Below are 22,747 nucleotides of genomic sequence, written 5' to 3'. Positions count from 1 at the left end.
GTTACGCGGGCACAGAAGAACTGGCAGCGTCGATAGAGGAATACATCGGGTACTACAATCACGACAGGATTAAAATGAAACTAGGCGGTATGAGTCCGGTAGAATACCGGACTCATATGTTCCCCTGACGTAAATCTGAAGTCCAACTTTAAGGGTTCAGTTCACAAAGGGGAGGGGTGGGTATCAATAGCCACTCAGAAGGTCAAAAAGTTCTTAAAATCTCTCAGTCGCCCTTCAAAGATTATCTCTCTTTTAATCCTTCGTATTTAATCAAAGCCCGTATCGAATAAAAAACATTCGAATCGGGCAATTGAAATTATGATTCTTCGTTCAATTTAATCACCTGCGTAATTATATTTTCTTTTAATCTGTCTTTATTTTAATCAGCAGCATTATTAAAAATCCTAAACGCAATGAAATTGCGTAGTACAAAAATCTTATGGCTGCTTTTCCTATTTATTAGATAAGGAAGTTCACAGGAAAATAATTACCCTGCTATGCACTATTAAAAGGCAACAGGGGGGTATTTTTCAGATAATTCCTTAACGATTGTTAACGGAAATAATCCCTGGAGAATGGTGATCTGGCTTGCAACTACTTTACAAATCGCAACGCAATTTGCACCAATATAATGCATTGCATCATATTGGTGCAAAACGTTATGCGGAAACCGCATATAATCAGTGGGTTAGCGGCTTATGGTAGAAACATTATGTTACATATCTTTACGTAAAAAAGACTCAGAACGCCGAACTTTTCCATTTTAACTTTTTGTGCGCAGTGTTAAGGTTCAAGTCGTTTTACAGACAGACGCATTTAAAAACATGTACAAATACTCATAGTCCTATATTCCCGTCATATAAAAGAAAGCGGACATGAGAAATCCTTTATAAAAAAATCAAGGAAATTTAAATAATGATGAAGCGCAGTGTGCTGGCCTTAGCGGTCTCTTTAATTGCAGTGGGTTCTACCGCGAATGCAGCCGAGATTTATAATAAAGACGGTAATAAACTGGACCTCTACGGTCGCGTTACTGCTAAGCATTATTTCTCCGATGACACCGGTTCTGACGGCGATATGACCTATGCACGTCTGGGCTTCAAAGGCGAAACTCAAATTAACGACACACTGACCGGTTATGGCCAGTGGGAATATAACATTCAGGCTAACCACGCTGAATCTCAGGGCGACCTGGGCAATAAAACCCGTCTGGGCTTTGCGGGTCTGAAAGTGAAAGATTTCGGTTCTATCGATTACGGCCGCAACTACGGTGTTGTCTATGACGCACTGGGCTTCACCGATATGCTGCCAGAGTTTGGTGGTGATACCGCTAACTCCGATAACTTCATGGTAGGTCGTTCTAACGGTCTGGCCACTTACCGTAACCAGGACTTCTTCGGTCTGGTCACTGGTCTGAACCTTGCCTTGCAGTATCAGGGTAAAAACGAAAACGACGGTCGCGCTTCCAACAAAGCGAACGGCGACGGTTACGGCGCATCCATCGATTATGAAGATATCGCAGGTTCCGGCATCGGCGCGGTTATCGCAGGCTCTTCTTCTGACCGTACTAACGCACAAGCCAACTCCGCTATCGGCGGCGGTGACAAAGCGTCAGCATGGGCAACCGCTCTGAAATATGATGCAAACCAGATTTATCTCTCTGCAATGTATAACGAAACCCGCAACCTGGCGTCAATCCCGGGCGGCTTCGCTAACAAAACTCAGGGTTATGAATTAGTTGCACAGTACCAGTTCGAAAATGGTCTGCGTCCGTCAATCGGTTACGTGCAGTCCAAAGCGAAAGACGTTGAAAACGGCGTGGGCGATGCTGACCTGGTTAAATACTTCGAAATCGGTGCGACTTACTACTTCAACAAAAACATGTACACCTATGTTGACTACATGATCAACCAGATCGACGACAACAACAAACTGGGCGTGAGCTCTGACGACGTTGTTGCTGTAGCGCTGACTTACCGCTTCTAAGTTAGTGTACGAAATTATTACCCCATTCTGTGTCTGAAAAAGGTAATCGCAAAGGCAGAGTTCATTGGCTCTGCCTTTTTTTATGCCTGCTGTTGCGCTGCCCGTCTGATTTACCCTGCCACATTGTCTCTTCAAATAACCACAATAAATTCAATGCGCTAAACCTATAGCTTCAGGTTATACCCCCTCGTTAAACAAGTATTCGTCAGCCGGAACTTCGCATGGAATAGTCTGCGTACGCATTACAACAACGCATTCTAAAAAACCTTTACGGAGAAACTGACATGCAGCAAATACCGAAGCCGTACCTGTTATTCCTGGGCGATGTGATGGATCCGCTCGCAGCCAAAACGGCGCGTGGTATTCACGTCTGGCGTCCTGAATCTTGTGTCGGACAGATTCGTCTGGCGACGGATTCCGTTTCGCTCGGTTTACCGGATCTCGATATCGCCACCGCCAAAACGCAGGGCGCGAAAACTATGGTGCTGGGCACCGCAAACTCCGGCGGCAAACTGCCGAAGCACTGGATCGATTCCATCAAAACCGCCATCCGCGCCGGACTGAACGTCGCCAACGGGTTGCATCAGGGGCTCAATGATATCCCTGAGCTGGTCGAACTGGCCGCAGAACACAACGTTCAGTTGTTCGACGTGCGTCATATGCGCCCGGAGCTGGACACCGGTACCGGTATTAAGCGCAGCGGCAAACGGATTCTGACCGTCGGCACTGACTGCTCGGTCGGCAAAATGTACACCTCACTGGCGCTGGAAGCGGCGATGACGGATCTGGATCTCAACGCTGATTTTCGCGCTACCGGCCAGACCGGCGTGCTGGTTGCCGGTGCGGGTATCGCGATTGATGCGGTGATTGCCGACTTTATCTCCGGCGCGGTGGAGCTGCTCGCGCCCGCCAATGACGACGATCACTGGGACATCATTGAAGGACAGGGCTCGCTTTACCATCCGTCTTTCGCCGGTGTCAGCATGGGGCTGATCCACGGTGCACAGGCGCATTTACTGGTGATGTGTCATGAGCTTGGCCGCCCGCATATGCGCCATCTCCCGCATCAGTTTATGCCGACGCTGCGCCAGTGCCTCGATACCAACCTGGCCGCGGCCAGCCTGACCAGTCCTGACGTTAAAATCGCCGGTTTCTCCCTTAATACCTCCGGCGTGAGTGAAGAAGAAGCCAAAGCGGCGCTGGCTCAAATTAGCGAAGAGTTTGGCGTGCCTGCCACCGATCCGGTGCGTTTTGGCATTAAAAACATTGCGCAATGGATCAAGGACAACGGCTGATGATGCACATGAGTTTCGGCGCCGTCGAATTGCCGCTGGCGAAGCCTTTTGTAATTTCACGCGGAACGCGCACTGCCGTAACGGTGGTGCGGGTGACCCTGACCGACGGCGAGTTTACGGCGACCGGCGAATGTACGCCCACCGCGCATTATCAGGAATCGCCGGAAAGTGTGTGCGAACAGCTCGAACTGATCCGCCCGCAGGTGGAAGCCGGTCTGAACCGCGACGCACTGCAACAGGCCTTGCCGATAGGTTCTGCGCGCAATGCCCTCGATTGTGCAATGTGGCATCTCGATGCGGCAAAACAGGGCAAGACGGTGTGGCAACTGCTTGATATGGCAGCGCCGGTGTCCGTCATTACCGCAGAAACGCTCAGTCTAGATTCGCTGGAAAACATGGCGAAGGCAGCTGAAGTGGCGGTAGCGGGCGGGGCAAAACTGCTGAAAATCAAACTTAACCGTGAGCAGATTATTGAGAAAGTGGCGGCTATCCGCGCAGCCGCGCCGGGCGCAACGCTGGTGGTCGATGCCAACGAATCCTGGCTGGGATTGGATCTCGAAAGCCTGTTCCACGCGCTGCACGAATTCAACGTGGCGATGATCGAACAACCGCTTCCCGCCGGCAATGACCAGGATCTGGTGCGTTGTTTGCATCCTGTTCCTGTCTGCGCCGACGAAAGCTGTCATGAACGCACCGATATCGCCGGGCTGACTGACCGCTACGAGATGATCAACATCAAGCTCGACAAGTGCGGCGGGCTGACCGAAGCGCTGGCGATGACCGCCGAGGCGAGACGGCTCGGTCTGCGGATTATGGTCGGCTGCATGCTCGGTTCGTCGATTGCGATGGAAGCGGCATTGCCGGTGGCGGTGCAGGCGGAACGTGTCGACCTCGATGGCCCAATCTGGCTGGCGCAGGACGCTGAACCCGCGTTGCGCTATGAGCACGGCGAAGTCTGGCTGTAATTGCCCAAATCACACATTACTGACCTCAATAAAGGAGACGTTTTTTGATGAATGAGCCCGTAACCATCTTACAGATTAACGATTTATCGGTGACGTTCTCCGGGCGGCAGGGCAAAACTCAGGCGCTGAAAGGCGTTTCCTTCTCTATTAATAAAGGTGAAGTGGTGGCGGTGGTTGGTGAAAGCGGCTCCGGCAAGTCCGTCACTTCACTGAGCGTGATGGGATTACTGCCCGATTCCGCGCACATTGATGCGGGCAGCATTGATTTCTTCGGGCGCAACGGCACGCGGCATACGCTGAATTCACTGTCGGCAGAGGCGCGTCGTAAGCTGCGCGGCCAGGAAATGTCGATGATTTTTCAGGAGCCGATGACCTCGCTTAACCCGGTGCTGCGCGTCGGTGACCAGCTCACCGAAGGGCTGCTCGATCACGGCATGGCGACCAAAGCTAACGCGTTGATCAAAGCCCGAGAACTGCTGACGCAGGTTCGCATCCCGGACGTTGAACGAATTCTTAAATGTTATCCGCATGAACTTTCTGGCGGGATGCGTCAGCGCGTGATGATAGCGCAGGCGCTGGCCTGCGACCCGGCGCTGTTAATCGCCGACGAGCCGACCACGGCGCTGGACGTCACGGTGCAGGCGCGCATTCTGCAAATCCTGCGCGATCTGCAAAAAGGCACCGACATGTCAGTGCTGTTTATCACGCACGACATGGGCGTGGTGGCGGAAATCGCCGATCGCGTGGTGGTGATGTATCAGGGCAAGGTGGTGGAACAGGGTAGCGTGACCGATATTTTTGCCAACGCGCAGCATCCTTATACCCGCGCATTGCTTGCTGCCGTCCCGAAACTGGGCGATATGCAGGGGCTGAAGTGGCCGCGCCGTTTCCCGCTGCTGAGCACTCAGGCCGGTGCCGCCATGAGCCCAAAAAATGGCGCGGAAAGGCAATCGGTTGCAGGTGATGAGGCTCACATTTTGTTGCCTGATGACGATCAAAAGACCGCGAATTACGATGCACCTCCGCTGCTCGACGTACGCGGGTTGCGGGTCTGTTATCCAATCCGCTCCGGTCTGCTTTCCTGTATCACCAAAGAAGTTCATGCCGTTGAGCAGATCGATTTTTCCATCTGGCCGGGGGAAACGCTGGCGCTGGTCGGCGAGAGCGGTTGTGGCAAATCCACCACTGGCCGGGCGATTTTGCGGCTGGTCGGCAGCGAATCCGAAAGCATTCACCTTAAAGGCAAAGAAATTACGCTGATGCGCGACACGCCGTTTCAGGCCGTGCGTCGTCAGATCCAGATGGTGTTTCAGGATCCGTATGCGTCGCTGAATCCGCGACTGACCGTCGGTTTTTCCATTGCCGAACCTTTATTACTTCACGGCCTGAAAAAGTCGCTGGCCGACGCCACGCCGACCGTTAACCAGCTGCTGAAAAGTGTCGGATTGGATCCGTCCTTCGCCCGCCGTTACCCCCACGAATTTTCCGGCGGTCAGCGTCAGCGCATCGCGATTGCGCGTGCGATGGCATTACAGCCGCAGGTCATTATCGCCGACGAAGCAGTCTCCGCGCTGGATGTATCAGTTCAGGCGCAGGTGGTGAATCTGATGATGGATTTACAGCGGGATACCGGCGTCGCGTGGCTGTTTATCTCGCACGACATGGCGGTGGTGGAACGTATCGCCAACCGCGTGGCGGTGATGTACAGCGGGCAGATCGTGGAAATTGGCCCGCGAGATTCGGTGTTCAGCAACCCGCAGCACCCTTATACCCGACGGCTGCTCAGCTCCGTGCCGGTCGCGGATCCTGCCCGGCGTGCGTTACGCAATTTTGACGAGGCGGAAGTGAAATCGCCGGTGCATCCGGCCGGCGTTCAGATAGAAAAAATTAAATACAGTCAGGTCGCTCCGCACCACTGGGTGTCTGTCTAAGTTATTCATCACTATGTTAATTATTTGAATACACAGGGGAATACTATGCACTCGACGTTTCTACGTAAAAGCCTTATCGCGGCCGGTCTGGCGCTCTGTTTCGCCGCTTCAGCACAGGCCAAAGACCTGCGCATTTCCATGTATGCAGACGTGACCGGTTTCGACCCGCACGACACCACGGATACACTGAGCTATTCCATTCAGAGCGGCATCTTTGAACGCTTATTCCAGTTCGACAGCAAAATGGCTGTGATACCGGTGCTGGCCACCGATTACTCCAGCAACGCCGATGCGACTGAATTCACCCTCAATCTGCGCCACGACGTGACGTTCCAGGACGGCACGCCGTTCAACGCCGAGGCAGTAAAAATCAACCTCGATCGTCTTGCCAATCCGGCCAATAAACTCAAGCGTAATTCGCTGTTTAGCATGATCAAATCCGTGGACGTGCTGACGCCGTATCAGGTCAAAATCACCCTGAACAAACCGTTCGGCGCGATGATCAACACGCTGGCACACCCTTCAGCGGTCATGCACAGCCCGGCCTCGTTAAAACAGTATCCGAACGAGCAGGATCTGAGCGTGCATCCGGTCGGTACCGGTCCGTTCAAATTCGTCGAATGGCAGCAGGGCAAAGACGTCAAGCTGGTGAAGTTCGACAACTACTGGCAGAAAGGCTGGCCGAAAGTCGATTCCGTGACGCTGTACCCGACGCCGGAAGACTCCACGCAGGTGGCGAAACTGAAATCCGGCGGCGTGGAAGCGGTCTATCCGCTGCCGTCTGACCTGGTAGATACCGTGAAAAGCGATCCGAAGCTGGATATTTCGCAAAATCCGGGCATCTATTTGTACTACATCGCGTTTAACACCCAGAAAAAAGAGTTTTCAGACGTGCGCGTCCGACAGGCGATCAACTACGCCGTGGATCGCAATCTGTGGCTGAAAGTCGGTTTCGCCGGGATGGGTTCACCTTCAACGTCGCCGCTGCCGAAAAACGTTCAGTTCTACCAGAAGCAATCCACGCCGGATTACAGCTACAACATCGCCAAAGCTAAAGAGCTGATGAAAGAAGCTGGATACGAGAAGGGCTTCGACGTGGAAATGTGGAGCTCGAACAAAACCGATCGCATCCGCAGCGCGCAGTTCCTCAAACAGCAGCTGTCGCTTATCGGCGTGCGCGTCAAACTGGTGCCGATGGATTCCGGTACGCTCAACCAGCGTCTGTGGAGCACGCCGAAACCGGCTGATGCCAAAGTCGAAATGTACTATGGCGCGTGGTCGGCCTCTACCGGCGACGCCGACTGGGCGCTGCGTCCGCTGTTTGCCACTGAATCCTGGATCCCGTCTGCCTACAACGTCTCTTACTACAGCAACAAACAGGTCGATGCGGCCATTACCGCCGGGCTGCAAACGGCCGATATCGAAAAACGTAAAGCCGCTTATGCCGATGCGCAGAAACTGCTGTGGGCCGATGCCCCGGTCGCCTTCCTCGGCGTGCCGGACAATCTGGTGGGCAAAAGTAAGGATCTGACCGGCGTCTACATGCTGGCGGACGGTTCGCTTGTCTTCAATCAGGCACAGTTTAAGTGATTTTTTTGCTCCTCCCACTGCGAAGGGGGAGGTTGGGAGAGGGTTTAGCAGACAACTTCAGATTCAGAGTTGCCATTAATACCCCACCCCAACACTCCCCTTCGCAGGGGAGGGAGTTAACTGAATTCAGGGAAACCAGGGAAACACATCTATGCTGACCTATTTTATTCGCCGGATACTGGAGATGATCCCGGTTTTACTGGTGGTCTCCTTGCTGGTCTTTGGTTTTATTAAGCTGCTGCCGGGTGACCCTGCGCGTATTTACGCCGGACAGGATGCGCCGATTGAGGCGGTTGAGTCCGCGCGGGAACTGCTTGGCCTCAACGATCCGCTGCCTGCACAGTACTGGCACTGGCTTAATGGCATGGTGCATGGCGATCTGGGGACGACCTATCGCACGCGTCAGCCGGTATCAGGTGTGATCGAAAGCGGATTTATGCCGACGCTTTTGTTAGCGCTGGCGGGTTTCGCATGGTCGGTGGTGCTGGGGCTGGTGATTGGTGTCGTGTCGGCGCTCAAACGCGGAAAATGGCAGGACTGGACGCTGATGAGCATGGCGGTCGGCGGAATTTCCATGCCGCCGTTCTGGCTCGGACTGCTGCTGATTCAGTTTGTCGCGATGCCGTTCGGGCTGTTTGCGGTCAGTGGATTTAATCAGCCTACCGACATCATTTTGCCGGCGATCACCCTCGGTTCCTCGGTAGCGGCCGTCATGGCGCGCTTTACCCGTTCGGCATTTCTCGACGTCGCGCAGGAAGACTATGTGCGCACCGCCAGAGCCAAAGGATTACGCGCCCGGCTGGTGATCTGGAAACACATCATGCGCAACGCACTGATCCCCATCATCACCATGCTGGGCCTGCAGTTTGGTTTCCTCCTCGGCGGGTCGATCATTGTCGAAAGCGTGTTCAGCTGGCCGGGACTGGGCTGGTTGCTGATCGAGTCGATCAAGACACAGGATCAGCCGGTAATTCAGGCGCTGGTGATGCTGTTCGTGTTCGAATTTATTCTGATTAATCTGCTGGTTGATATGCTGTACGCCGTTGTCAATCCTGCTATCCGCCTGCGCTAGGAGCTGCACATGACCGATCCCGTCTCTCCGCTGGGAGAAACCCAACCGGCTGCGGTTGCCGCGCACCACGACGATATCCGTTCGCCGTGGTATGACTTTTTCCACACGTTTTTACGCCATCCGATGGCGCTGGTTTCCGGCGGATTTATTTTGCTGCTGGTTCTGGTGGCGGTGTTCGCACCCTGGCTGGCACCCTATGACCCGATGACGCCTGACTGGATGGCGCTCGGCGTCGGTCCGACGGCAGAACACTGGTTTGGCACCGATGATTTAGGCCGTGACGTGCTCAGCCGCATTATCTTTGGCGCCAGGATTTCTCTGTATGTCGGCATTTTTTCGGTGACGCTCGGTATGATTGCCGGTGTGCTGCTCGGCTTGCTGGCTGGCTATTACGGCAAATGGCTGGATATGCTGATCATGCGCGGCTCCGACGTGCTGTTCGCATTTCCCGGCATGTTGCTGGCGATTGCGGTGGTGGCGATCCTCGGCCCTGGCCTGAACAACGTGATTATTGCCGTCGCCGTGTTCAGCGTGCCGGTCTTCGCCCGCATCGTGCGCGCCGCGACGCTTTCCATTAAACAAAGTGCCTACGTGGAAGCTGTGCGCTGCGTCGGTGCGCCGGATCGCGTGGTGATTTTGCGCCACATCCTGCCGGGCACGTTGTCGAACGTGATTGTCTATTTCACCATGCGCATCGGCACCAGTATTCTGACCGCCGCCAGCCTGAGCTTTATCGGCCTCGGCCCGGAACCGGACGTCCCGGAGTGGGGCAATATTCTGGCGATGAGCCGTAATATGATGATGGCGGGCAAATGGAACGTCAGCGTTTTTCCGGGGCTGGCGATATTTCTCACGGTTTTGGCATTTAATTTACTTGGCGACGCGCTGCGCGACACGTTGGATCCTAAACTGAAGAAATAGCCTGATGACTAACCCGCTGAAATGGAAGAGAGATGCATCCGCAATACCCAGAACCCGATGAATTCACGCAGCAGGCACTGGCCGCGCTGCTGCAACGCTGGCGCTCGACGCGTCAGATCTTTCGCCCACGCTTTCCGTGCGGGGCGACTAACTCGATAACTGACGTCGCCGGTGTCACCGTCGGTCACAGCACGCTGGCGGCGGGGGACGTACAGACCGGCGTTACGGCAATCGTGCCGCCCGGCGACAATCTCTATCAGCAGCCTTTACCGTGCGGCGTGGCAGTGCTTAACGGCTTTGCCAAACCAATGGGGCTGATTCAGGTGATGGAGCTGGGGCAGCTGCAAACGCCGGTTCTGCTCAGTAATACCTTTGCTACCGGCGCGTTGTTTAATGCCATGATAAAACGCAGTTGCCATCAGTTTCCGCAGATTGGCCGCCCAGATGCGACTATCAACCCGGTGATCCTCGAATGTAACGACTTCTGGCTCAACGATATTCAGGCCATGGCGGTGAGCGAAGATGATGCACTCACCGCACTCGACGGCGCGACAAATACATTCGCCCGTGGCAGCGTGGGAGCAGGGCGCGGCATGAGCAGCTTCGGCCTGAAAGGCGGCATCGGCACCGCGTCGCGCTGGTGCGAAGAGCTCAATGCCACGCTTGGCGTACTGGTACTGGCCAACTTCGGTACACTCTCTGAACTGACGCTCGACGGCGTGCGTGCCGGTGATGCTATCGCCGATGTCTTGTCAAAGATCGCGCCAGTGATTTCGCCGCAAACCGCGCCGCCGATTGATGCCGGTTCAGTCATCATCATTATGGCCTGCGATCGTCATCTCAACAGTCGCCAGCTCGGCCGCATCGCCAAACGCGCCGGTGCCGGGCTCGGGCGTCTGGGCAGCTACTGGGGGCATGGTTCAGGTGATATCGCGCTGGCATTTTCCACGCAGCGTGACGGTGTCACGCTCACCGATGATAAGCTCGAGCCTTTACTGGCGCTGGCCGCCGACGCCACCGAGCATGCAGTTATTGACGCCATGCTCAGCGCCGAAACCGTCTGCGGCTTCGACGGACATTTCCGGCTGGGGCTGAGTGACGTCCTCGACAACCTGGCCAATTTAAAAGGGAACCTATCATGAAAATTTTTATCTCTGCTGACATCGAAGGTATTGCGGGCGTGATGCGCCCTGAACAATGCAGCCCCGGCAATGCCGATTACGACGCAGCGCGGGCGCTGATGGAACAGGAAGTGAACGCGGCGATTGACGGCGCGTTTGCCGGTGGCGCGACGGAAGTCACGGTAGCCGACAGCCATGCGATGATGCAAAACCTGCGCGCTGACAAAATCGACCCGCGCGCCCGTCTGGTGCAGGGCAAACCGCGCGGTCTCTCGATGGTGGAAGGGTTGCAGCAACAGCAGTACGACGGCCTGATGTTCGTCGGTTTTCATACTGCCGCGGGTGAAAATGGCGTGCTGGCGCATACCATTAATGGCCGCGCTTTTTACCGCGTCAAACTCAACGGTAACGTGGTCGGCGAAAGCGATTTGTACGCTGCCGCAGGTGCTGAACTGAACGTCCCGCTGTGGCTGGTGACCGGCGATGATCATCTCGAAACCTGGATCCGTCGCCATTATCCTGAATCGCAATATGTCTGCGTTAAACGCGCGATTTCCGCCAACGCTGCCGAATCCGACAGCCCGGCAATCGCACGTGCGAAAATCCGCAAACACGCCACGCTGGCGGTCAGTAAGCCCGCGCCGCTCACCGCCGGAAGATTCAGCCCGCCGTATCATCTCGAACTGATGACCGCCCGACCGGTGCTGGCCGATTTGTTCTGCCTGATCCCCGGGGTTGAGCGTCTGGATGCGGTCACCGTCGGCTATCACAGCCCGAACGTGGCGAACATCATCAGCTTGCTGAGTGCGTTTTCGTATCTGGCGACGACTCAGAAATAAGGCAACACATGCGCTTACGTCACATTGAAGTGTTTCAGGCGGTTTTGCAGGCGGGCAGCGTCAGCGGCGCGGCGCGCTTGCTGAATGTGTCGCAACCGAACGTCAGCCGTGTTCTCAATCACGCCGAGCAGCAGCTGGGTTTCACGCTGTTTGACCGCACGCCGCAGGGGTTAATCGTGACGCCGGAAGGGCGCAGGCTGATGCCGGAAGTCGAGGCGTTGTTCAGCCATATTCAGGCGATCGGTGCGCTGGCGGAGCAGTTGCGGCAGGGCGAAGGCCAGCATGTGCGCATCGGTTCCGCTCACGCGCTGGGTCACAGCGTGATGGCGCCGGTACTGGTCGATTTCCGCCGTCAGACCCCCGGCGGCAGCGTGGAACTGGTGACCGGACACTTCAACACGCTGAGTCAGGATTTACTGCAATACAAAATGGATTTCGCACTGGCCTTCGGTGAGCCCGCCACGCAGGAGCTGGTTTCGGAGTCCATCTATCAGGGCAATATGGTCGCATTGTTACCGAAGGATTGCCCGGTCGAAGGCCCGGTGTCGCTGGCGTGGCTCTGTGAAAACGACCTGATGATGCTACAGCAGCAGGATCCGCTCGGACTGGTGCTCAACCGCGTCCTGCGGGAAAACGGCCTGACCCCGCAGTCTTCTTTGCATATCAAAACCTATTCCGTCATCGCCGATATGGTGCTGGCCGGAGGTGGCGTTGGCGTAGTCGACACGTTTACTGCCCAGCGGTATGTCGGTCAGCTTAAAATTTGTGAGGTGACAGAGCCGTTACCCTTTGAGGTGATTTTGCTGAACAGGCGTGACCAGCCGGTATCCCAGGCGGCGCTCAAGCTTAAGCAACTGATAAGGCGGAAATTATGGGCGCTGGGGGAGGGGCAAAGGGGGGGCGCTTAAAACCACTTCAATTTCAACTTCAACGTCAAGGTCGTGGGTTGCCACCCACACTGGCCTTAAGGGCGGCTTATCGCCGCCGGCCTTAAGAATCCCTGGCTCTTTAAAACACGTGCCGTGCAGACGGGCTATGTTTCAGCAACCACCGCTATTGCCGCAAAATCCCGCCGCTGCGCGGTGCCCTCCGGTCGGGTTACAACCCGCGCAAAAAAAAGCGCGGTTTTCCACCGCTCCCTACGGCGTGATTTTTGAACGCGGCCAGAGCTATTAGGTCACAACTTCACCGGCTCAGGATGAGAAAAGAAAAGGGACAACTAAAAAATTAAAGACGACTCGTTTCTGTTTTTAAAAATGGTGAAATGGCGCGATTAAAAAATCCTGCCGAACGGAGCGGCCTGAAGACCATAGGCTTCAGGACCGAGAGAGGGCACCGCGAAGCGGCAGGGTTTTGTGCCACACGCTGGAGTACCAGAACACGTCCATCGTTCCAGCGAAAGCGCGTGTTTTAAAAAGCGGGGAGGAATCCAAAGGAGGGAAAGTACTTCCCTCCTTTGGGCGGTTTCGGCACAGTGAGTTAAGAGATCGCTGCAATTGAGAAACCGAAACTTACTCGATCCGTCTTAAACCCAACCTAATGCAATTGAGAAACCGAAACTTTCACGGTCCGATATAAACGCCGCCATTGCAATGGGTCCTCCCTGCATTAAAAACTATTCGATCCCCATTGCCCCTTTCATCGTAAAGAAGAGATCAGTCTGATCTGTCAGACCCACCACATTCCCCGCGTGTGGCCCAAATGCCGCAATGCGCAGCTGGGTTCCGGTGTGCCCCTGTGAATCGTCCTCGGAGTTACCATAGCTGATGGTCATTGGCGCGCCGTCTTTGGTGGTCAGCGTCTGCGTCAGGCCGGGAGCTTTGGCGTCGGCTTCGATGATTTGGCTGGAATGTGCGTGGTCGGCGGTCACGATCACCAGCGTGTTGCCGTCCTTGCGGGCGAACTCCAGCGCTTTCTGCACAGCTTCATCCAGGTCGACCGTTTCACCGAACTGTCCGCATGGATTGGCGGCATGATCCTGCTTATCAATTGACGCACCTTCTACCTGCAGGAAGAAGCCTTTTTCATTGGTTTTCAGCAGGTCGATGGCTTTTTCAGTCATAGCGGCAAGGGTCGGAATGTCCGCCGTGCGCTGTGGATTGGCTTCGCAGGTAACAGCGGGTTTGTCAATGTTGCCGTGATAAGAGGCTTTCGGCCCCTGCCAGCGCACCGGCATATTGCCTTCTGAGAACAGGCCCAAAACGGGTTTTTGCTGACCGGCCTGGGTAATGGCAGCGAGCTGGTCGGCGTTTTCAATCCACTGATAGCCCTGTGCCAGCGCCTGATCTTTCAGAGATTTGCCTGAGAACTCGCCGCTTTTCGCCAGCTGGCTGAACGATTTTCTGCCGCCGCCGAGCGTGACATCGGCGCGGGCGTGCAGCAACTGTTCGGTGATCGAGCCGCGTCCGCCATTTTCCAGCGCATTGGTGGCGCATTTTTCAGAGGTTTCTTCCGGGCCGTAGCATTTACGGGACGTAACGTGCGCGATTTGTGCCGCGGGCGTTGCATCCTGTAATTCAGCCGTCGAGACGTTGCCGGTGGCTCTGCCTGCGGCTTTGGCGATTTCGAGGATCGTCTGATGGTCCTTCCCGTTCACATCCACGCCGATTGCGCCGTTATAGCTTTTCACACCGGTGCTCCAGGCGGTGGCAGAGGCGGCAGAATCGGTGACGTAGTTAGGTTTTTGTGTTTTCTTATCGAGAGAATAGTGTGTGTACTGGCCAGTCAGCGGCAGGGCATCGATGCCTTTGAAATAGCCGCCCGCGCCTTCGGCATAATTTCGCGCGGAGGTGATTTCGGAATCACCCATGCCGTCGCCGATAAGCAGGATCACGTTCTTCACCGTTTTGTCAGAGAGCGATGCCTTAAGCGCGGCTGTCTGGTCACCGCTCAGACGGCGAGCGCCACCTTGTTCGGTCAGGACACCTTTTGCTGCGCGGTCAGACAACGCATTTTCTTCAGCGGCGTAGGAACCGGCAGAGGCGGAAAGCAGCAAAGCGGCAGCGATGGCGCGAGCGAGCAGAGATACAGGTTGTTGCATTGTCAAAACTCCTTTTTATAAAGCATCAGAAATAAAAATACACAGTTTGAGTTATTTTGTTACTGGGAGGGTAAATCAGGAGGATGACGGATTTATGACAAAGGGATCTGGGGGGCGGGGCAAAAATGGGGGCTTTAAAATCAACATCAACATCAATATCAACTTCAAGGTCGTGGGTTGCCACCCACACTGGCCTTAAGGGCGGCTTATCGCCGCCGCCCTTAAGAATCCCTGGCTCTTTAAAACACGTGCCGTGCAGACGGGCTATGTTTCAGCAACTACCGCTATTGCCGCAAAATCCCGCCGCTGCGCGGTGCCCTCCGGTCGGGTTACAACCCGCGAAAAAAAAAGCGCGGTTTTCCACCGCTCCCTACGGCGTGATTTTTGAACGCGGCCAGAGCTATTAGGTCACAACTTCACCGGCTCAGGATGAGAAAAGAAAAGGGAAAACTAAAAAATTAAAGACGACTCGTTTCTGTTTTTAAAAATGGTGAAATGGCGCGATTAAAAAATCCTGCCGAACGGAGCGGCCTGAAGACCTAAGGCTTCAGGACCGAGAGAGGGCACCGCGAAGCGGCAGGGTTTTGTGCCACACGCGGGAGTCACAGAACATGTCTATCGTTTTCGCGATAGCGCGTGTTTGGAAAAGCGTGGGAGATCAAAGAGGGAGGCGCTTTCCTCCCTCTTTGGCGGTTTCGGCACAGAGAGTTAAGAGATCGCTGCAATTGAGAAACCGAAACTTACTCAATCCGTCTTAAACCCAACCTAATGCAATCGAGAAACCGAAACTTCCTCGATCAGATACAAAAGCCGCCATTGCGACAGCCTCCGCCCTTAAGAAACTTACCCGATGGTCATCAAACTCGCATTTCCTCCCGCCGCCGCGGTATTCACGCTCAAAGAGCGCTCGTGAAGCAGGCGTTCGAGCAAGATATTGTCTTCGCCGCGGGCGAACCCTTGTACGGAGACAATCGGGCCTGGACGGTTGGCGATCAGCTGGCAGAGTTCACGTAACTGATCGGCATCACCGTGATAAATCACCGCATCGAAGACCGGCGCATCGTTCTGCCAATCTTTGGCGAAGTCCACGCGAGCCTGTACAGCTTTCGGCAACTGATTGAACAACTCGCGCTGCAACGGTGCTTCCGGCCACAGAATGCGGCAACCGGTCGCCGTGACGGCGGCCAGCTGAGTCAGCGCATCGTCCTGATTGTCGGCTAATGCCAGTACGCGTTCGCGCGGCAGGAGCGCGTAGGTGTTTCGCTCGCCGGTTGGCCCCGGCAGAGTGCGCAGAGTGCCACCCTGGCTGCTTTCTGCGAAACGTTCGCAGACCCCAATCAAGGCCGCACTTTGCTTCTGTCCGGTGGCCCATTGTTGCAGGGCGCGGTGCGGTGCGAGCAGTGCTTCACGCACGGAGGCATCGAGCGGAAGTTCGCGATCCTGACGCAGCAGCGTCTGCTGTACGGCAAATTGCGGACGGCTGCTCAGCAGACGATATAAGTACAGCGGACCACCGGCTTTCGGGCCCGTGCCGGACAGACCTTCGCCGCCGAACGGCTGAACGCCGACCACCGCGCCGACCATGTTGCGGTTCACGTACATGTTGCCAACGTGCGCCTGCTGCGTGACGCGGTGAATCGTTTCGTCGATACGGGTGTGAATCCCCAGCGTCAGACCGTAGCCGGCGGCATTAATCTGACCGATCAGCTTATCCAGATCCTGACGGGCATAACGCACCACGTGCAGCACCGGGCCAAAAATCTCTTTCTTCATTTCGTCGAAGCTGTCGAGTTCAATCAGCGTCGGTTTAACGAACGTCCCGCGTACCCATTCGCTCTGGTCAGCTGCGAAAGTTTGTGTTGCCTGATATACCGTGCGGCCCTTGGCGCGCATGGCGTCGATGTGTTTCTCGATGCCTTCTTTGGCTTCGCTGTCAATGACCGGCCCGATGTCCGTAGACAGACGTTCCGGGTTGCCCATCCGGCATTCGGCCATGGCGCCGCGCAGCATCTGCAAGGTATGGTCGGCGACGTCATCCTGAATGCACAGCACGCGCAGGGCGGAACAACGCTGACCGGCGCTGTCGAACGCCGAAGCTACCACGTCCATCACTACCTGTTCGGTCAGGGCGGAAGAATCGACGATCATCGCGTTCAGACCGCCGGTTTCAGCGATAAGCGGCGTCGGACGCCCCTGCGGATCGAGTCTGCCTGCGATGTTACGTTGCAAAATACCCGCCACGTCGGTGGAACCGGTGAACAGCACGCCGCGAACGCGTTCGTCATTCACCAGCTGCGAGCCGACGGTTTCGCCTTTGCCCGGCAGAAGTTGCAGAACGCCCGCCGGAACACCGGCTTCATGCAGAATACCGACGGCCAGCGCGGCGATAAGCGGCGTCTGTTCGGCAGGTTTCGCCAGCACGCTGTTACCCGCCGCCAGTGCAGCAGCAATCTGACCGGTGAAGATTGCCAGCGGGAAGTTCCACGGGCTGATGCACACCACCGGTCCGAGCGGACGATGCGTGTCGTTGGTGAAATCTTCGCGGATCTGCCCGGCGTAGTAGTGCAGGAAATCGACCGCTTCGCGCACTTCGGCGATGGCGTTATTAAAGGTTTTTCCGGCTTCGCGCACCAGCACGCCAAGCAGACTTTGCAACTGCGCTTCCATCAATTCTGCTGCGCGTTGCAAGATTGCTGCGCGCTCTTCGGGAGGCGTAGCAAACCAGATGGCGCCGGCTGCGGCGGAGGCGTCCAGCGCGCGGCTGATTTCCGCTTCTGTCGCTTCGCGCACGTGGCCGACGATATCGGAATTTTCAGACGGGTTGATGACCGGCATGAACTCGCCGTCATCCGTTGGTGCATCAATCATCGGTTGCGCGGTGATCGGATGGCTGGCGCTTTGCAACAGAGCGCTGGACAGGGAGGCCAGACGATGCTCGCTGGACATATCCAGACCGGCGGAGTTCACGCGTTTGCTGCCGTACAGATTGCGTGGCAGGGCGATGCGCGGATGTGGCAAGCCGACCTGTCCTTCGCTGGCGGCCAGCGCTTCAACCGCCAGTACCGGATCGGCGACCAGCTCTGCAATTGGCAGTGTGGCGTCGGCGATGCGGTTGACGAAAGAGGTGTTCGCGCCATTTTCCAGCAGACGTCGCACCAGATACGCCAGCAGGGTTTCGTGCGTCCCCACCGGGGCGTAAATGCGGCAAGGGCGGTTCAGTTTGCCTTCGGCAATTTTTCCGACTACCTGCTCGTACAGCGGTTCACCCATGCCATGCAGGCACTGGAACTCATACTGTCCCGGATAATAGTTGTTGCCCGCCAGCTGATAAATCGCCGCCACGGTATGGGCATTGTGGGTGGCGAACTGCGGATAAATCAGGTTCGGAACCGCCAGCAGTTTGCGGGCGCAGGCCAGATAGGAAACGTCGGTGTAAACCTTGCGGGTATAGACCGGATAATCTTCCAGACCTTCGACCTGCGCGCGTTTGATTTCGCTGTCCCAGTACGCGCCTTTCACCAGACGGATCATCAAACGACGACGGCTGCGCTGCGCCAGGTTAGTCAGGTAATCGATCACCATCGGGCAGCGTTTCTGATACGCCTGAATGACAAAGCCGATGCCGTTCCAGCCCGCCAGTTCCGGCTCAAAGCAGAGTTTTTCCAGCAAATCGAGGGAGATTTCCAGGCGATCGGCTTCTTCGGCATCAATATTAATGCCGATGTCATAGCTGCGTGCCAGCAAGGTCAGCGACAGCAGGCGCGGATAAAGTTCTTCCATCACACGCTCGTACTGCGCACGGCTGTAACGTGGGTGCAGGGCGGAAAGCTTGATGGAAATCCCCGGCCCTTCATAGATGCCGCGACCGTTCGAGGCTTTACCGATGGCGTTGATCGCTTGCTGATACGACTGCAAATAGGCCTGCGCATCTTTCTCGGTCAGTGCCGCTTCACCCAGCATATCGTAGGAATAGCGGAACCCTTTCTCTTCGTGCTTGCGGGCATTAGCCAGTGCTTCGGCAATGGTTTCGCCGGTGACAAACTGCTCGCCCATCAGGCGCATCGCCATGTCCACGCCTTTGCGGATCAGCGGTTCACCGCCTTTACCGATAATGCGGCTCAGCGATTTCGACAGGCTGGCTTCGTTGTGCGTTGCCACCAGTTTGCCGGTGAACAACAAACCCCAGGTCGCGGCGTTGACGAACAGCGACGGGCTGCGGCCAAGATGGGAATGCCAGTTACCGTTGCTGATTTTGTCGCGGATCAACGCATCGCGCGTTGGTTTGTCGGGAATACGCAGCAGCGCTTCGGCCAGACACATCAGCGCCACGCCTTCCTGCGACGAAAGGGAGAACTCTTGCAACAGGCTTTGCACCATTCCGGCGCGGCCATTTGCACTCTTCTGGTTACGCAGTTTGGTGGCGATGTCGGCGGCGAGCTTCTGCGCAGCGTCATTTAACGACGCGGGTAAACGTGCCTGTTCAAGCAGCATCGAAACCGCCTCCGGCTCCGGGCGGCGATAGGCGGCGGTGATGGCGGAACGACTGACGGACTGCGGCTGAATTTGCTCGGCAAAATCCAGGAATGGCTGATGTGATTCCTGCAACAGCGGCGCAGCGGCCTCTTCAGCGCTTTCAGTCACAGCGCCGTTCAGCGCCGGAATTTCCGGTAGGGCGTCGCCATTTTCCAGACGTTCCAGATAGGAAAATATCGCCTGCTTAATCAGCCAGTGCGGGGTGCGGTCAATCTGTTGTGCCGCCACTTTCAGCCGGTCGCGTGTGCCTTCGTCCAGTTTCACGCCCATCGTCGTCATACCCATGCGCAAACACTCCATATAAAAAAAGTTCAGGTGATTTCATTATGTTTGTGGCAAGCAATATCTTCTATGTTGCAACCTTGTGCAACCCTGTTAATGCAGGAAGTGTGCCTGATGTGATTTGGCTGGCATTTTTAACATATGAATAACCGTTTTTTCACTGTGGTAACGGATGTTGCGCCGGATTCGCTTAAGGGTATCGGGTACAACCTTTGGGTTTGCAACGTGCAACCCTTCGACAAGATAAGTGTGATGCGGCGTGAATTTTGTGTATCTGGATTGTTAAATCTCTTGAAATCGACCTTTCGCTAAACCAGTATCCGCCCGACAAGAAATTTGAATAAAAGCCGTATTAACTGCCTGTATAAAGAAAAAATATGGAGAGTCATGCTGCATCCTTCGCGGGTTTCAGCCATCATCTCGCCCCGGCATGATTTTGAACGCCTCTCACCAGAGGGACGTCAGGACAGACAGGTGCCGGCCTGCATAAACATGCATCGCTAATAAGTACGACAAATAACAAGAAGTGGAGACGGACATGACAATGAACACACCGATGCTGGTGACGTTTTGTGTTTATATTTTCGGGATGATTTTGATCGGCCTCATCGCGTATTTACGGACCAAAAACTTTGATGATTACATTCTGGGCGGCCGCAGTTTAGGCAGCCTAGTGACCGCACTTTCCGCCGGAGCCTCAGACATGAGTGGCTGGCTGCTGATGGGGTTACCGGGGGCGATTTTTATTTCCGGTATTTCTGAAAGCTGGATCGCCATCGGCCTGACCATAGGCGCGTATCTGAACTGGAAGCTGGTGGCGGGGCGCCTGCGCGTTCACACCGAAGCCAACAACAATGCGCTGACCCTGCCGGATTACTTCACCCATCGTTTTGAAGATTCCAGCAAACTGCTGCGGATTATCTCGGCGCTGGTGATTCTGGTGTTCTTCACCATCTATTGTGCTTCCGGCATCGTGGCCGGTGCGCGACTGTTTGAAAGCACCTTCGGCATGACTTACCAGACCGCCCTGTGGGCGGGTGCGGCGGCAACCATCGTTTATACCTTTATCGGCGGTTTTCTGGCGGTAAGCTGGACCGATACCGTGCAGGCCAGCCTGATGATTTTCGCGCTGATCCTCACCCCGGTGATCGTCATCCTCGCGGTCGGCGGTATTGATACTTCGATGATGGTGATCAACGCCAAAAACCCGGAATACACCGACATGTTCAAGAACATGAATCTGGTGGCGATCTTGTCATTGCTGGGCTGGGGGCTGGGCTATTTCGGCCAGCCGCACATTCTGGCGCGCTTTATGGCGGCGGATTCCCATCGCACCATTCGCAGCGCACGCCGCATCAGTATGACGTGGATGATTCTGTGTCTGGCGGGCACCATCGCGGTGGGCTTCTTTGGTATTGCCTACTTCAGCAATAATCCGGGCGAAGCGGGTAACGTGACCCAGAACGGCGAGCGCGTGTTTATCGAGCTGGCGAAAATCCTCTTTAACCCGTGGATCGCCGGTATCCTGCTGTCGGCTATTCTGGCGGCGGTGATGAGTACCCTGAGTTGCCAGCTGCTGGTGTGTTCCAGTGCGATCACCGAAGACCTGTACAAAGCGTTTCTGCGTAAAGGTGCGAGTCAGCGCGAGCTGGTGTGGATCGGTCGCCTGATGGTACTGGTTGTGGCGCTGGTGGCGATTGCGCTGGCTGCGAACCCTGAAAACCGCGTGCTGGGCTTAGTGAGCTACGCGTGGGCAGGCTTTGGTGCGGCGTTTGGTCCGGTTATCCTGATCTCGGTGATGTGGAAACGCATGACCCGCAACGGCGCGCTGGCCGGGATGATCGTTGGTGCGGCGACGGTGATTTTGTGGAAACAGTACGGCTGGGCCGAACTGTATGAAATTATCCCCGGCTTTATCTTCGCCTGCGCAGCTATCTGGATTGTCAGCCTGATGGGCAGCAAACCGTCGAAAGCTGTAGAAGAACGCTTCAATACGGCTGAAGCCGAGTACAACACTATCTGATCTCATTGTGACTCATTGAAATTACGGTAGTTTTAACGGAGCCTCAGGGCTCCGTTTGCAATTCCTTTCCTGCGTATTTTTTCCTCTGAAACAACCGGCAATATTTTTTCGTGCTCAATTCCCCTTTAACGCTCAAAAAACAGCGTGCCGCCTCTTGCAATTCTTTGGCCAAGAATGATAATCACTATCGTTTCGATTTTACTTTTCTTTACAGAGTGTTTGCACAATCTGTAGGTTCATTGCTTTACGGGAGTTCCGCTATGTTCGTTCCGTTTCTTATCATGTTCCGCGAAGGGCTGGAAGCCGCGCTGATCGTCAGCCTGATCGCCAGTTATCTGAAACGTACGCAGCGCGGGCAGTGGCTTGGCGTGGTCTGGATTGGCGTTATCGTCGCGGCAGCCTTGTGCCTGGCGCTGGGTATTTTTATCAATGAAACCACCGGCGAATTTCCGCAGAAGCAGCAGGAGCTGTTCGAGGGCATCGTGGCCGTGATTGCGGTCTGTATTCTGACTTACATGGTGTTCTGGATGCGCAAAGTGTCGCGTTCGATCAAAGTACATCTGGAAGGTGCGATTGATAACGCGCTGAATTCAAGCCGCGGGCAGGGCTGGGCGCTGGTCGCGATGGTGTTCTTTGCCGTGGCGCGCGAAGGGCTGGAATCGGTATTCTTTCTGCTGGCTGCGTTCCAGCAGGATGTGGGGATCGCAGCACCGATCGGTGCGTTGCTGGGCTTAGGCGCGGCAATCGTGCTCGGTTTCCTCATCTATTACGGTGGCGTGAAGCTGCATCTGGCGAAGTTCTTCAAGTGGACCAGTCTGTTTATTCTGTTCGTCGCCGCCGGTCTGGCAGCGGGGGCTATCCGCGCCTTCCACGAAGCGGGTCTGTGGAACCGTATGCAGGATATCGCTTTTGATCTGAGCGGCACGCTCTCCACGCACTCATTATTCGGAACTCTGCTCGAAGGCATGTTTGGTTATCAGGAAGCCCCGACCGTCAGCGAAGTCTCGGTCTATTTCCTGTATCTGATACCAGCGCTGTTCCTGTTCTTTATGCCACAGGGCAAATCGCCCGTGGCCGCGCCGGCTTCGGCCGGGCAAAAACCACAACGCTGATTTTACGTTAATTTTCTCTTCACACAGTTTGTCATGG

15 protein-coding genes are annotated in these 22,747 nt (G+C 55.5%); 13 read left to right on the top strand and 2 right to left on the bottom strand.

Annotation, left to right across the window (positions count from 1 at the left end):
- The 11 genes from ACMHLI_RS08060 to ACMHLI_RS08010 form a co-directional block, all read left to right on the top strand.
- On the top strand, positions 1–128 hold a 128-nt coding region (locus tag ACMHLI_RS08060), incomplete at its 5' end, for an IS3 family transposase (RefSeq protein WP_413529025.1).
- Between the two features lie 787 nt (positions 129–915).
- Positions 916–1,986 carry a porin gene (locus ACMHLI_RS08055; RefSeq protein WP_413529006.1) on the top strand — a complete coding sequence of 357 codons (1,071 nt, stop codon included), beginning with the start codon at positions 916–918 and terminating at the stop codon, positions 1,984–1,986.
- Positions 1,987–2,270: 284 nt separating this feature from the next.
- On the top strand, positions 2,271–3,281 hold the full coding sequence (dgcN, locus tag ACMHLI_RS08050; RefSeq protein ID WP_413529005.1) for an N-acetyltransferase DgcN: 1,011 nt from the start codon (positions 2,271–2,273) through the stop codon (positions 3,279–3,281).
- On the top strand, positions 3,281–4,246 hold the full coding sequence (gene dgcA / locus ACMHLI_RS08045; RefSeq protein ID WP_413529004.1) for an N-acetyl-D-Glu racemase DgcA: 966 nt from the start codon (positions 3,281–3,283) through the stop codon (positions 4,244–4,246). The genes dgcN and dgcA overlap by 1 nt, the downstream gene beginning before the upstream one ends.
- A gap of 47 nt (positions 4,247–4,293) precedes the next feature.
- A complete protein-coding gene (locus tag ACMHLI_RS08040) occupies positions 4,294–6,177 on the top strand; it encodes an ABC transporter ATP-binding protein (RefSeq protein ID WP_413529003.1) in 1,884 nt (627 codons plus the stop codon).
- 45 nt (positions 6,178–6,222) lie between these two features.
- The gene (locus ACMHLI_RS08035) at positions 6,223–7,767 is read left to right on the top strand and encodes a glutathione ABC transporter substrate-binding protein (RefSeq protein WP_413529002.1); all 1,545 of its coding nucleotides are present in this window, start codon (positions 6,223–6,225) and stop codon (positions 7,765–7,767) included.
- Positions 7,768–7,918: 151 nt separating this feature from the next.
- On the top strand, positions 7,919–8,839 hold the full coding sequence (locus ACMHLI_RS08030; RefSeq protein ID WP_413529001.1) for an ABC transporter permease subunit: 921 nt from the start codon (positions 7,919–7,921) through the stop codon (positions 8,837–8,839).
- A gap of 9 nt (positions 8,840–8,848) precedes the next feature.
- The gene (locus ACMHLI_RS08025; protein ID WP_413529000.1) at positions 8,849–9,760 is read left to right on the top strand and encodes an ABC transporter permease subunit; all 912 of its coding nucleotides are present in this window, start codon (positions 8,849–8,851) and stop codon (positions 9,758–9,760) included.
- A gap of 32 nt (positions 9,761–9,792) precedes the next feature.
- On the top strand, positions 9,793–10,902 hold the full coding sequence (locus ACMHLI_RS08020; protein WP_413528999.1) for a P1 family peptidase: 1,110 nt from the start codon (positions 9,793–9,795) through the stop codon (positions 10,900–10,902).
- Positions 10,899–11,720 (top strand): M55 family metallopeptidase, encoded by an 822-nt coding sequence (locus ACMHLI_RS08015; RefSeq protein ID WP_112168928.1) that lies wholly within the window; start codon positions 10,899–10,901, stop codon positions 11,718–11,720. The genes ACMHLI_RS08020 and ACMHLI_RS08015 overlap by 4 nt, the downstream gene beginning before the upstream one ends.
- Before the next feature lie 8 nt (positions 11,721–11,728).
- On the top strand, positions 11,729–12,628 hold the full coding sequence (locus tag ACMHLI_RS08010) for a LysR family transcriptional regulator (RefSeq protein ID WP_413528998.1): 900 nt from the start codon (positions 11,729–11,731) through the stop codon (positions 12,626–12,628).
- Positions 12,629–13,335: 707 nt separating this feature from the next.
- Here ACMHLI_RS08010 and phoA read toward each other — a convergent pair.
- The gene (gene phoA, locus ACMHLI_RS08005; RefSeq protein ID WP_413528997.1) at positions 13,336–14,760 is read right to left on the bottom strand and encodes an alkaline phosphatase; all 1,425 of its coding nucleotides are present in this window, start codon (positions 14,758–14,760) and stop codon (positions 13,336–13,338) included.
- A gap of 843 nt (positions 14,761–15,603) precedes the next feature.
- On the bottom strand, positions 15,604–19,578 hold the full coding sequence (gene putA / locus ACMHLI_RS08000; RefSeq protein WP_413528996.1) for a trifunctional transcriptional regulator/proline dehydrogenase/L-glutamate gamma-semialdehyde dehydrogenase: 3,975 nt from the start codon (positions 19,576–19,578) through the stop codon (positions 15,604–15,606).
- Positions 19,579–20,113: 535 nt separating this feature from the next.
- Between putA and putP the strand changes: the two genes are divergently transcribed.
- Both putP and efeU read left to right on the top strand, forming a co-directional pair.
- Positions 20,114–21,598, top strand: coding sequence for a sodium/proline symporter PutP (putP, locus tag ACMHLI_RS07995; protein ID WP_413528995.1), 1,485 nt, complete (start codon positions 20,114–20,116; stop codon positions 21,596–21,598).
- Between the two features lie 260 nt (positions 21,599–21,858).
- Entirely contained in the window at positions 21,859–22,710 is an 852-nt protein-coding gene (gene efeU / locus ACMHLI_RS07990; protein ID WP_413528994.1) for an iron uptake transporter permease EfeU, read from the top strand.
- The last annotated feature ends 37 nt before the right edge of the window (positions 22,711–22,747 follow it).

It is taken from the genome of Rahnella inusitata (assembly GCF_965118895.1).
In the GTDB taxonomy this organism is placed as follows: domain Bacteria; phylum Pseudomonadota; class Gammaproteobacteria; order Enterobacterales; family Enterobacteriaceae; genus Rahnella; species Rahnella inusitata_A.
The sequence above is the reverse complement of the archived record's forward strand: the minus strand, read 5'-3'. Positions and strand labels throughout refer to the sequence as shown.

Excerpts from the sequence above, each read along its gene's own strand:
- ACMHLI_RS08055 (WP_413529006.1), top strand. The coding sequence starts at position 916 with ATGATGAAGCGCAGTGTGCTGGCCTTAGCGGTCTCTTTAATTGCAGTG.
- dgcN (WP_413529005.1), top strand. The coding sequence starts at position 2,271 with ATGCAGCAAATACCGAAGCCGTACCTGTTATTCCTGGGCGATGTGATG.
- dgcA (WP_413529004.1), top strand. The coding sequence starts at position 3,281 with ATGATGCACATGAGTTTCGGCGCCGTCGAATTGCCGCTGGCGAAGCCT.
- ACMHLI_RS08040 (WP_413529003.1), top strand. The coding sequence starts at position 4,294 with ATGAATGAGCCCGTAACCATCTTACAGATTAACGATTTATCGGTGACG.
- ACMHLI_RS08035 (WP_413529002.1), top strand. The coding sequence starts at position 6,223 with ATGCACTCGACGTTTCTACGTAAAAGCCTTATCGCGGCCGGTCTGGCG.
- ACMHLI_RS08030 (WP_413529001.1), top strand. The coding sequence starts at position 7,919 with ATGCTGACCTATTTTATTCGCCGGATACTGGAGATGATCCCGGTTTTA.
- ACMHLI_RS08025 (WP_413529000.1), top strand. The coding sequence starts at position 8,849 with ATGACCGATCCCGTCTCTCCGCTGGGAGAAACCCAACCGGCTGCGGTT.
- ACMHLI_RS08020 (WP_413528999.1), top strand. The coding sequence starts at position 9,793 with ATGCATCCGCAATACCCAGAACCCGATGAATTCACGCAGCAGGCACTG.
- ACMHLI_RS08015 (WP_112168928.1), top strand. The coding sequence starts at position 10,899 with ATGAAAATTTTTATCTCTGCTGACATCGAAGGTATTGCGGGCGTGATG.
- ACMHLI_RS08010 (WP_413528998.1), top strand. The coding sequence starts at position 11,729 with ATGCGCTTACGTCACATTGAAGTGTTTCAGGCGGTTTTGCAGGCGGGC.
- phoA (WP_413528997.1), bottom strand. The coding sequence starts at position 14,760 with ATGCAACAACCTGTATCTCTGCTCGCTCGCGCCATCGCTGCCGCTTTG.
- putA (WP_413528996.1), bottom strand. The coding sequence starts at position 19,578 with ATGGGTATGACGACGATGGGCGTGAAACTGGACGAAGGCACACGCGAC.
- putP (WP_413528995.1), top strand. The coding sequence starts at position 20,114 with ATGACAATGAACACACCGATGCTGGTGACGTTTTGTGTTTATATTTTC.
- efeU (WP_413528994.1), top strand. The coding sequence starts at position 21,859 with ATGTTCGTTCCGTTTCTTATCATGTTCCGCGAAGGGCTGGAAGCCGCG.